The 10923-nt window shown below is 64.8% G+C and carries 10 protein-coding genes and 1 pseudogene; 5 read left to right on the forward strand and 6 right to left on the reverse strand.

Annotated elements, in window-relative coordinates; genetic code table 11:
* A partial coding sequence (locus P3W97_RS03020; RefSeq protein ID WP_300843658.1) for a cation-translocating P-type ATPase occupies positions 1–1380 on the reverse strand: 1380 nt, incomplete at its 3' end.
* Between the two features lie 88 nt (positions 1381–1468).
* Between P3W97_RS03020 and P3W97_RS03025 the strand changes: the two are divergent.
* Positions 1469–1962 (forward strand): annotated as a pseudogene (locus tag P3W97_RS03025) (universal stress protein).
* A 16-nt stretch (positions 1963–1978) separates the two neighbouring features.
* Here the strand turns inward: P3W97_RS03025 and P3W97_RS03030 are convergent.
* Entirely contained in the window at positions 1979–3535 is a 1557-nt protein-coding gene (locus P3W97_RS03030; protein ID WP_300843660.1) for a malonyl-CoA synthase, read from the reverse strand.
* 11 nt (positions 3536–3546) lie between these two features.
* Positions 3547–4347 (reverse strand): prolipoprotein diacylglyceryl transferase, encoded by an 801-nt coding sequence (lgt, locus tag P3W97_RS03035; protein ID WP_300843662.1) that lies wholly within the window; start codon positions 4345–4347, stop codon positions 3547–3549.
* Positions 4348–4441: 94 nt separating this feature from the next.
* Between lgt and P3W97_RS03040 the strand changes: the two genes are divergently transcribed.
* Entirely contained in the window at positions 4442–4678 is a 237-nt protein-coding gene (locus P3W97_RS03040) for a hypothetical protein (protein WP_300843664.1), read from the forward strand.
* A gap of 8 nt (positions 4679–4686) precedes the next feature.
* Here the strand turns inward: P3W97_RS03040 and ilvD are convergent, their stop codons facing one another.
* Positions 4687–6549, reverse strand: a complete 1863-nt coding sequence (gene ilvD / locus P3W97_RS03045) for a dihydroxy-acid dehydratase (RefSeq protein ID WP_300843666.1) — start codon at positions 6547–6549, stop codon at positions 4687–4689.
* Positions 6550–6568: 19 nt separating this feature from the next.
* Positions 6569–6748, reverse strand: coding sequence for a hypothetical protein (locus P3W97_RS03050; RefSeq protein ID WP_300843667.1), 180 nt, complete (start codon positions 6746–6748; stop codon positions 6569–6571).
* Positions 6749–6868: 120 nt separating this feature from the next.
* On the opposite strand from P3W97_RS03050, the gene P3W97_RS03055 reads away from it, so the two are divergent.
* A complete protein-coding gene (locus P3W97_RS03055; protein WP_300843669.1) occupies positions 6869–7174 on the forward strand; it encodes a c-type cytochrome in 306 nt (101 codons plus the stop codon).
* Positions 7175–7273: 99 nt separating this feature from the next.
* On the opposite strand, the gene acs is transcribed toward P3W97_RS03055, so the two are convergent.
* On the reverse strand, positions 7274–9268 hold the full coding sequence (gene acs / locus P3W97_RS03060; RefSeq protein WP_300843670.1) for an acetate--CoA ligase: 1995 nt from the start codon (positions 9266–9268) through the stop codon (positions 7274–7276).
* 159 nt (positions 9269–9427) lie between these two features.
* Here acs and P3W97_RS03065 point away from each other — a divergent pair, with 159 nt between their 5' ends.
* Positions 9428–10018 carry a TIGR00645 family protein gene (locus P3W97_RS03065; protein WP_300843671.1) on the forward strand — a complete coding sequence of 197 codons (591 nt, stop codon included), beginning with the start codon at positions 9428–9430 and terminating at the stop codon, positions 10016–10018.
* Positions 10019–10085: 67 nt separating this feature from the next.
* Positions 10086–10923, forward strand: an 838-nt coding sequence (locus P3W97_RS03070) for a fumarate hydratase (protein WP_300843673.1), incomplete at its 3' end; no start/stop codon positions are given.

The raw sequence follows: 10923 nt of genomic DNA on the forward strand, positions 1-10923 counted from the left end.
GCCTGCCGCAGCCAGCATGGCCGCCGGCGTGGCCAGAGACAGCGCGCATGGACAGGTAACGATCAGCACCGCCACAGCCACGGCCAACGCTCGGCTCGGATCGAACTGCCACCAATACAGCGCCGCCAACCCCGCTGCCAGCAGCACCGCGACCAAGAACGGCGCAGCAAGGCGATCCGCCAGCCGCGCCAAACGCGGCTTGTCGGTACTGGCCTGCTCCATGAGCGCCACGATCTGCGCAAAACGCGTCTCGCGTCCGACGCGCTGCAAGCGCACCCGCACCATGCCGCCCAAATTGTGGCTGCCGGCCACCACCGCCTCGCCGCGACGCCGCGTCACCGGATGCGACTCCCCAGTCAGTAACGACTCGTCCACGGTGGCAGCCTCGGACAGCACCTCGCCATCGCCCGGAAACGCCTGACCGGCTTGCACATGCACGACGTCTCCGGCCTGCAAGCGTTTGACCGAGACCGCCTCCCATGTGCCGTCGGCGCGCTCGCGCTGCACCACTTCCGGCAGACGGTTCATCAGCGCATCGAGCGCACCGGCCGTTCGGTCGCGCAGCTTGTGCTCCAGATAACGACCACCGAGCAGGAAGAACACGAACATGGTGAGCGAGTCGTACCAGATGTCATGCCCCCACGGTCCGGCGGGATCGAAGGTGGCCAGCGTGCTGACGATAAAGGTGATGAGGATGCCCAGCGAAACCGGCACGTCCATGCCAATACGGCCTTGGCGCAGGTCGCGCCAGGCACTGCCGAAAAACGGCCCGCTGGCAAACAGCAATACCGGCAGGCTCAGCACCCATGATGCCCAGCGCAACAGTTGCAGCAGGTCCGCTGGAATCTGGCCCGGTGCAGTGACATACTCCGGCCAGGTGTACATCATCACCTGCATCATGCAAAAGCCCGCGACGAACAAACGCCACAGGGCACGTCGCGTCTCGCGGGTGCGCTCGCTCGCCGCGAACGCCTGCTGCATCGGCAGCAGGCGATAGCCGACACGACCCACCGCAGCGGCCAACTCCGACAGGCGGGCGCGCGCAGGATCCCATCGCAGCGTCAGACGCCGCGTCGCGGCGTGCACCTGCGCCTCCAGCACACCGCCCAAGTCAGCCAGCGTGGCCTCCACCGTGTCGGCACAAGCGGCGCAGTACATGCCCTGCACCACCAGCGTTGATTCGCAGACGGCGCGACCATCTTCCTCGTGCATCTCGGTGAAGTCGCGCTGCTCTAGCGGATCGTCGAGCACGCTGAAATCATCATGCACTTCCAACGGCCCACGGTGACCGGCCCACACCCCGGGGAGCGTCGCACGGTCGCCCGCTGCCGGCTCGAAAGAACCCGCAGCCGCTTGCAGTGACGGGGCGGTTTGTCTCATTGTTGAACGTTACCCGATCGTTCGGCATGTAATTTTGACCAAAATCAAAACCCGCGTCAGGACCGCTGTTATACCGAATGGGGAGTGTGTGCGGGTTGAATTTGCCGTCCGGCGAAATCTCGCCGAGGGGAGTCTTCGCACGCACCAGCGCATCCAGATCACCACCGACGGCTCCAAGCTGTCTGACCGTGCCGTCGAGCACGCCATCGTCCTGGCTGATCTGACGGGGGCCGAGCTCGCCGCGCTGCGGATCACCCCGCGCGGTCCGCAGACTTATTTCGAGGGAGGGATTGCCCTCGGTACATCCGAGGCGCAGACCATCGAAAGGCAATGAGCGTACGAGGCGCGCCAGACGGTCAACGCGATCAAGACGCTGGCCAGGTGCGGCAAGTGAAGGTCAAACCCCTCACGGTCAAGTCCGACCTGATCGTCGAGGCCATCATCGCCTCGGCCAAGCGCCACCAATGCGACCTGATCGTGATGGCGTCGCACGGGCGGCAAGGGATCCAATGGCTGCTTCTGGGCAGCAAGACGCGGCAGGTGTTGACGCGTTCCTATATCCCGGTGCTGGTGCTGCGCTGAAACGACCGTCACTGCCTCAGCAGGCTGCGAAGCGATCGCGGTAGCGTTCGCGCAGAATGTTTTTCTGCACCTTACCCATGGCATTGCGCGGCAGTTCGTCCACCAACACGCAGCGCTTGGGGACTTTGTAGTTGGCCAGCCGTGTGCGCAGCGCAGACAGCACGGCGTCCGGATCGACCAGATGGCCAGGTTGCGCGATCACGAGGGCCACGCCGACTTCGCCAAAGTCGGGGTGCGGCACGCCGACGACGGCGCTCTCGGCCACGCCAGGCAGTTCGTTGATCGCGCCCTCCACCTCCGCTGGATAGACGTTGTAGCCCCCACTGATGATGAGATCTTTGCTGCGGCCGACCAGTGTCAGGTAACCGCGCTCGTCGAGGAAACCGACATCGCCCGTGCGAAACCACCCGTCAGCGGTGAACTCGGCGCGGGTCTTGTCGGGCAGGCGCCAGTAACCCTGAAACACGCTGGGGCTGCGCACCTGCACACCACCCACTTCACCAGTAGGCAACGGTTGGTCGCCATCGCCAACGATGCGCAGCGCCACCCCAGGCAACGGAAAACCCACGGTGCCACCACGCCGCTCGGCCTGCCCTCCATAGCGGGGGTCGGGCGTGCAGGGGTTGGAGGTGAGCATGATCGTCTCGCTCATGCCATAGCGCTCCAGAATGGTGTGGCCGGTGCGCTGCTGCCACGCACGAAAGGTCTCGATCAGCAACGGGGCCGAGCCGCTGATGAACAGCCGCATGTGCGCGCAACGCTCGGCGGTGAGATCCGCCTCGGCCAGCAGCCGGGTGTAGAGCGTAGGCACCCCCATGAAGACGGTGGCGCGCGGCAGCCAGGTCAGCACCGTGCGGGGGTCGAACTTGGCCGCCCACAGCATGGGGCTGCCATTGAGCAGCGCGCCATGCACCGCGACGAACAACCCGTGGACATGAAAGATGGGCAGCACATGGATGAGCACGTCGTCCGCTCGCCAGTCCCAGTAGCGGCGCAGCACCTCGGCATTGGCAAGCAGGTTGCCGTGAGTGAGCATAGCCCCCTTGCTGCGCCCCGTGGTGCCACTGGTGTAGATGATGGAGGCCAATGCCTGCGATCCCACCGCCACGGGGGCCTGCTGGTCGAGCTGATGCGCTGCGCGGTCCAGCAGCGTGCCACTGCGATCAGGCCCCAACGTGAAGACTGCGCGCGCACCGCGCCGAAAAGCCAGGGCGCTGACCCAGCCAAAGCGCTGTGGCGCGCAGACGACGACCGCAGGCTCGGCATCGTCGATGAAGTATTCGACCTCGGCCGCCGGATAGGCGGTGTTGAGCGGCACATAGACATGACCGGCGCGCAGAGTGCCCAGGTAGAGCATCAGAGCCTCGACCGATTTGTCTACCTGCACGACCACGCGGGAGGCGGGCGGCAGATCCAGCCCCCCGAGGAGATTGGCGATCATCGCGCTGCCGCGATCCAAATCGCGCCAGGTGTAGACGAGGCCCTCGTCGGTTTCGATGGCAGGGGTATCCAGATCGACGGGAAAACCCGCGCGCAGCGCGGCGTAGAGATTGGTCACGGGTGCGGTATCCATCGTCTCGGCCATCAGGCAGCAGCGGGCTTGCAACGGGACCACATCCACAGAGCCGCCCCCGCCAGCAGCATCGGAAGGCTCAGCCATTGGCCCATGCTCAAGCCCAGCGACAACAAGCCCAAGTGGGCATCGGGTTCACGGAAGTATTCGGCAGCAAAGCGCATCACGCCGTAGCCCGTCAAGAAAGCGGCCGAGACCTCGCCCACACGGCGGGGCTGGCGCGCAAACGCCCACAACAGCACGAACAGCAGCACCCCCTCCAGCGCAAACTGGTAGAGCTGCGACGGGTGGCGCGGCAGCGGCCCCGCTGCCGGAAACACCATGGCCCAAGGCAGATCGGGCGGCGCCGGCCGGCCCCACAGCTCGCCGTTGATGAAATTGCCGATGCGGCCCAGCGCCAGCCCTACGGGCACACAGGGTGCGATGAAGTCCGTAACCTGCAACCAGGGGCGCTGCACGCGGTGGGCCCACCACGCCATCGCCAGCAGCACACCCAGCAGACCGCCATGGAAGCTCATGCCTCCTTCCCAGACGGCGAATATGCGCCAGGGCTCGGCCAAATAGGCCAGCGGCTTGTAAAAAAGCACATAGCCCAGGCGCCCGCCCAAGATCACGCCCAGCACACCCCAAAACAGGATGTCCTCCACATCGCGCGGCTGCCAGCCCAGCGATCGGTAAGGCTCGTGCCGCAAACGCCGTCGCCCCAGCCAAACGAACATGGCAAAGCCAGCCAAATACATCAGGCCGTACCAGTGCACGGCCAGCGGCCCGAAGCGGACGGCCACCGGGTCGAATTGGGGATGCATCAACATGCGCCGATGGTACGCGATGGAGCCGACGGCGGCCGATTATGATGTTGACGGTTTCGTGACAGCAAAGCATGCGCCTGGATGAAGGAGGGGCACCATGGAAATCCGCAGCGATGATCAACGCCGCCACCACAGGGTGCGGGCGGTCTTCGAAGAAGCGTTCGAGCTGTGCCAGTCGCTGCTGGACCCCAGCCAGGGCATTGCCGGGCACGCCCTCTTGCACCAGGTTCCGGTGCGGGTGCGGGAACGCTTCCCGGATTTGACGCAGGAAGAGGTCATGGTTTTGTCCGTCGCGCTGCGTGCCGCCTGGACACGCAGACGCGCACAAGGCTGAACAGCCGATCAGCGGTCTAGGCGGGACACATCCCGCACCGCGCCGCGGTCGGCCGAGGTGGCCAGCAGGGCGTAGGCCCGCAGTGCTGCCGACACCTTGCGCGGCCGTGGGCGCGCCGGCTTCCAGCCCAGGCGGTCCTGCTCGACGCGACGGCGCGCGAGTTCGGCCTCGTCCACCAGCACGTCGATGCGGCGGTTGGGGATATCGACGCGGATGCGGTCACCGTTGCGCACCAGACCGATCGGCCCGCCAGCCGCCGCCTCCGGCGAGACGTGGCCGATCGACAGCCCCGACGTACCGCCGGAAAAGCGCCCATCCGTCAGCAGTGCGCAAGCCTTGCCCAGCCCCTTGGACTTCAGGTACGAAGTCGGGTAGAGCATCTCCTGCATGCCCGGGCCGCCGCGCGGGCCCTCGTAGCGCACCACCACCACCTCGCCGGGCCGTACCCGCTCGCCCAGGATGTGCTCGACCGCCTCCTCTTGCGACTCGACCACGTGCGCCGCGCCCTCGAAGACAAGAATGCTCTCGTCCACCCCGGCGGTCTTGACGACGCAGCCGTCCGGCGCAAGGTTGCCCTTGAGCACCGCCAATCCGCCGTCGCGCGAGTAGGCGTGTTCCACCGAACGGATGCAGCCCTCGCGGCGGTCCAGATCCAACATTGGCCAGCGCGTGGCCTGGCTGAATGGTTGTTGGGTCGGGATACCGCCCGGGCCGGCGCGGTAGAAGGTGCGCACTTCCTCGGACGGGCTAACCATGACATCCCACTGCGACAGCGCGTCGGCCAGTGTAGCGCTGTGCACCGTGCGCACATGGGTGTGCAGCAGACCGCCGCGGGCGAGCTCGCCAAGAATCGCCATGATGCCGCCGGCGCGGTGCACATCTTCAATGTGGTACTTATTCGTATTGGGCGCCACCTTGCACAGCGTCGGCACGCGGCGCGACAAACGATCGATGTCACTCATCGTAAATGGCACACCGGCTTCCTGCGCCACAGCCAGCAGGTGCAAGATGGTGTTGGTCGAGCCGCCCATCGCAATGTCGAGCGACATTGCATTCTCAAACGCCTCGAAAGCGGCAATCGAGCGTGGCAGCACCGTGTCGTCGCCCTGCTCGTAGTGGCGGCGCGCCAGCTCGACGATCAGGCGTCCGGCGCGTCGAAACAGTTGCTCGCGATCGGCGTGCGTGGCCAGCACGGTGCCGTTGCCCGGCAACGACAAGCCCAGCGCTTCGGTCAGGCAGTTCATCGAGTTGGCGGTGAACATGCCCGAGCATGAGCCGCAAGTCGGGCAGGCCGAGCGCTCCACCTCGGCCACGGCGGCGTCGTCCACCTGGGTGTCGGCGGCCATCACCATGGCGTCGACCAGGTCGAGCTTCTTGATCTGCGCCGTCTGCTCGCCGGGCACCGCCAGGCGCACCTTGCCGGCCTCCATCGGCCCACCGGAGACGAACACCGTGGGGATATTCAAGCGCATCGCGGCCATCAACATCCCCGGCGTGATCTTGTCGCAGTTGGAGATGCACACCAGCGCATCGGCGCAGTGCGCATTGACCATGTACTCGACACTGTCGGCGATCAGTTCGCGGCTGGGCAGCGAGTACAGCATGCCGTCGTGACCCATCGCAATGCCGTCGTCGACCGCAATGGTGTTGAATTCCTTGGCAACGCCGCCGGCGGCCTCGATTTCACGGCAGACGAGCTGGCCCATGTCCTTCAGGTGCACGTGACCGGGGACGAATTGCGTGAAGCTGTTGGCCACGGCGATGATGGGCTTGTCGAAGTCGCCGTCCTTCATGCCGGTGGCGCGCCACAGGGCGCGCGCGCCAGCCATGTTGCGGCCGTGCGTGGTGGTGCGGGAGCGGTAGGTGGGCATGGTTCGAAGCGGGATGGGATCAGGGGAATAGCGGCTGCACGGGCAACCGCCGCTTGGGTCTACGACGCCATTGTGCCAGCGCCGCCGCCAGGCTGATGGCCGCCCAGTTGAGCGTCAACCAGACCACGCCCAGCGCGAAAAAGCCCATGGCCGCGATCCCGAAACTCGAGTGGCGCAAGCCCTGTGCAATCCCAGGCATCGGCCACAGGCGTATCGTATCGATTGCAACAAGCTGTAAGGCCGAATTGCGCCCGAGGCGCATCCCGCTAGAATGCGTTCACCCGCCGCTCCTTCCTCAACTTTCAAAAGGAAAGACACCATGAAACGCGCTCTGCTCATCCTGGCCGCGACCGCCACCCTCTCCGCGCCCGCCCTGGCCGACGAAGCCTTGGCCAAAGCCAAAAACTGCATGGCGTGTCACGCCATCGACAAGAAACTCGTCGGCCCTTCGTACAAGGATATCGCCAAAAAATACGCCGGCGATGCCAAGGCCGCCGACATGTTGGCCAGCAAGATTCAAAAGGGGGGCTCCGGCGTCTGGGGCGCCATCCCGATGCCGGCCAACCCGCAAGTCAATGAAGCAGAGGCCAAAAAGCTGGCAGGCTGGGTGTTGAGCTTGAAGTGACGCGCGGATTCGTCTGGTCATGCCAGCCGATCCACGGCAGCTCGCTGGCTGCGAAAAAAGCCTCGCTCATTGCGAGGCTTTTTCGCGTATGGGGCGCGCTCAGTTGGTCTTGGTCAGCTGCTCCAGGATGTGCGGATTTTCCAAGGTCGAGATATCTTGCGTAATCGCTTCTCCCTTGGCAATGGCGCGCAGCAAACGGCGCATGATTTTGCCCGAGCGGGTTTTGGGCAGATTTTCGCCAAAGCGGATATCTTTGGGCTTGGCGATCGGGCCGATCTCCTTGGCCACCCAATTGCGCAGCTCATTGGCGAGCTGTTTGGCCTCGTCACCCTGAGGCAGCGGTCGCTTGAGTACGACGAAAGCAACAATGGCCTCACCGGTCAGATCGTCCGGGCGGCCAACCACCGCTGCTTCGGCCACCAGATCGGTTTTGGCCACCAAAGCGGATTCGATTTCCATCGTTCCCATGCGGTGGCCACTGACGTTGAGCACATCGTCGATGCGACCGGTGATGCGGAAATAGCCGCGATCCTCCGAGCGAATCGCACCGTCGCCGGCCAGGTAATAGCCCTTGAGCTCCTCGGGGAAGTAGCTTTTCTTGAAACGCTCCGGATCTCCCCAAATGGTGCGGATCATCGACGGCCACGGCTTTTTGATCACCAGGATGCCGCCCTGTCCGTTGGGCATGTCGTTGCCCTGCTCGTCCACGATGGCAGCGAAGATCCCCGGCAGCGGCAGCGTGCACGAACCCGGCACCAGCGGGGTGGCCCCAGGCAGCGGCGTGATCGCGTGGCCACCCGTCTCGGTCTGCCAGAAGGTATCCACGATCGGGCAGCGCTCGGCGCCGACGTGCTTGTAGTACCACATCCAAGCTTCGGGATTGATGGGCTCGCCGACCGATCCCAGGATGCGCAGCGTGGACAAGTTCCAATTGCGCGGATGGACCTTCTCATCGGTGTCGCTGGCCTTGATGAGCGAGCGGATCGCCGTGGGCGCGGTATAGAAGATGGTGGCCTTGTGGCGCTCGATCATCTGCCAGAAGCGCCCCGCGTTCGGGTAGGTCGGCACTCCTTCGAACACGATCTGCGTGGCGCCGGCGGCCAGTGGCCCGTAGGCGACATAGGTGTGGCCCGTGATCCAGCCTATGTCGGCGGTGCACCAAAAGACGTCGCTGTCCTTCAGGTCGAAGGTCCACAGCATGGTTTGTTTGGCCCACAGCAGGTAGCCGCCCGTGGCGTGTTGCACGCCCTTGGGCTTGCCCGTGGAGCCCGAGGTGTAGAGCACGAACAGGGGGTGCTCTGCGCCCACGATCTCCGGCGGACAGTCATCGCTTTGACCTGCCACGACGTCGTGCATCCACACATCGCGGCCCGGGGCCATGCTGCAGGCGGTGGCGGTGCGCTGCCAGACGATGACGTGGCGCACGCTTTCGCAGCCGCCCTGCGCCAATGCTTCGTCGACGATGGCCTTCAAGGGCAATTCCTTGCCGCCGCGCATCTGAAAGTTGGCGGTGATGACGGCCACAGCGCCGGCGTCTTGGATGCGCTCCTGCAGCGCCTTGGCCGAAAAGCCTCCGAACACCACGCTGTGCGTGGCGCCGATGCGCGCGCAGGCTTGCATCGCCACCACGCCCTCGATGGTCATGGGCATGTAGATGACGACGCGGTCGCCTCTTTGCACGCCCAGGCTCTTGAGGGCATTGGCCATGCGTGCCACGCGCTGCAGCAGCTCGCGATAGGTCACGCGTGTGACCTGGCCATCGTCAGCCTCGAAAATGATCGCCGTCTTGTGCTCCACCGGCGTGCCCATGTGCCGGTCCAAGCAGTTGTACGAGGCATTCAACTCGCCATCGGCAAACCAGCGATAAAAGGGTTTGTGGGATTCGTCCAGCACCTGTGTGAAGGGCTTGTGCCAGTGCAGCAGTTCCCGCGCACGCCGCGCCCAAAACCCTTCGAAATCGGCCTCGGCCTCGGCACACAGGGCCCGGTAAGCATCCATGCCGGACACGCGCGCCTGGGCCGCCAGCGACGGATGGGGATCGAAAACGCGGTTTTCTACCAGCATCGAAGTGATGGCAGAGGACGATTCAGCCATGTCGAGGGTCTCCTCAGGACGTTTGGAATGGGAACAACATTGGCCACGAACTGTGCAGCGGGTCTCTGACGAGGCCCTTACGCAACGGCCGACGCGGCTCGCCTTGGCGGCCGACCTCGCCACTACAATTGGCGCATCGGAACCGTTGCCGTGCACTTCATGACCCAGCTCAACAAGCCAATTCCACCGCTGCCGAAATTGATCTTCGCGAGCCGCTGGCTCCAGTTGCCGCTGTACATCGGCCTGATCGTGGCGCAAGCGGTGTATGTCTACCACTTTTGGGTGGAATTGGTGCACCTGATCGAGGCGGCATTCGGCAACGAGGTCGCGCTGGCCAAACTGGTCACGAGCATTGGCTACGATGCCTCGGCCAAGCTCGACGGCCTGAACGAAACCATCATCATGCTGGTGGTGCTGGCCCTGATCGACGTGGTGATGATCAGCAACCTGCTGATCATGGTCATCGTCGGCGGGTACGAGACCTTCGTGAGCCGCCTGCGGCTGGAAGGCCACCCGGACCAGCCGGAGTGGCTCAACCATGTGAACGCCGGGGTGCTCAAGGTCAAGCTGGCCACGGCCATCATCGGCATCAGCTCGATCCACCTGCTCAAGACTTTCATCAATGCCGGCAACTACACCGACAAGGTGTTGCTGTGGCAGACGCTGATCCACGTCGTATTCCTGCTCAGCGCGCTGGCCATCGCGTTGACCGAGCGGCTGATCCACCACCCGGGCGACGACGACCACTGACGCCCACGCTGTCTCGCCGTGCCGCACGGGACGGCCCAGTGCCGTTGTGTCCCCAAGGAAATCCCTCATGACCGCCATCCGCCAGGAAGATCTGATCCAGTCCATCGCCGACGCCTTCCAGTACATCAGCTTCTACCATCCGCTGGACTACATCCAGGCGCTGGGCAAAGCCTACGAGCGCGAGCAAAGCCCGGCCGCCAAGGACGCCATCGCCCAGATCCTGACCAACAGCCGCCTGAGCGCCGAAGGCCACCGCCCGATCTGCCAGGACACCGGCATCGCGGTCGTGTTCCTGAAGGTGGGCATGAACGTGACCTGGCCCGACGCCACCATGAGCGTGCAGGAGATGGTCAACGAGGGCGTGCGCCGCGCTTACCTCAATCCCGACAATCCGCTGCGTGCCTCGGTGCTGGCCGACCCGGCCGGCGCGCGCAAAAATACCCGGGATAACACCCCTGCCGTGGTGCACGACGAGATCGTGCCCGGCGACGGCATCGAGGTCATCTGCGCGGCCAAGGGTGGCGGCTCGGAGAACAAGTCCAAGTTGGCCATGCTCAATCCGTCGGACTCCATCGTCGATTGGGTCCTCAAGACGGTGCCGACCATGGGTGCGGGATGGTGCCCGCCGGGTATTTTGGGCATCGGCATCGGCGGCACGCCTGAGAAGGCCATGCTGCTGGCTAAAGAAGCCCTGATGGCGCCGGTGAACATCCACGAACTGATCGACAAGAAACGGGCTGGCGCTGCGCTCACCCGCGTGGAATCGCTGCGGCTGGAGCTGTACGAGAAGGTCAATGCGCTGGGCATCGGCGCGCAAGGCTTGGGGGGGCTGACGACCGTGGTGGACGTCAAGATCCTGGACTACCCCACGCATGCAGCCAGCCTGCCGGTGGCGATGATCCCCA

Origin of the sequence: Tepidimonas sp. (assembly GCF_029335975.1) — a bacterium.
Classification (GTDB): Bacteria; Pseudomonadota; Gammaproteobacteria; order Burkholderiales; family Burkholderiaceae_C; genus Tepidimonas.

Bases quoted from the DNA above. Each gene is read 5' to 3' on its own strand.
- P3W97_RS03055 (WP_300843669.1), top strand. From the start codon at position 6,869: ATGAAACGCGCTCTGCTCATCCTGGCCGCGACCGCCACCCTCTCCGCG.
- P3W97_RS03040 (WP_300843664.1), top strand. From the start codon at position 4,442: ATGGAAATCCGCAGCGATGATCAACGCCGCCACCACAGGGTGCGGGCG.
- P3W97_RS03050 (WP_300843667.1), bottom strand. From the start codon at position 6,748: ATGCCTGGGATTGCACAGGGCTTGCGCCACTCGAGTTTCGGGATCGCG.
- acs (WP_300843670.1), bottom strand. From the start codon at position 9,268: ATGGCTGAATCGTCCTCTGCCATCACTTCGATGCTGGTAGAAAACCGC.
- lgt (WP_300843662.1), bottom strand. From the start codon at position 4,347: ATGTTGATGCATCCCCAATTCGACCCGGTGGCCGTCCGCTTCGGGCCG.
- P3W97_RS03065 (WP_300843671.1), top strand. From the start codon at position 9,428: ATGACCCAGCTCAACAAGCCAATTCCACCGCTGCCGAAATTGATCTTC.
- ilvD (WP_300843666.1), bottom strand. From the start codon at position 6,549: ATGCCCACCTACCGCTCCCGCACCACCACGCACGGCCGCAACATGGCT.
- P3W97_RS03030 (WP_300843660.1), bottom strand. From the start codon at position 3,535: ATGGATACCGCACCCGTGACCAATCTCTACGCCGCGCTGCGCGCGGGT.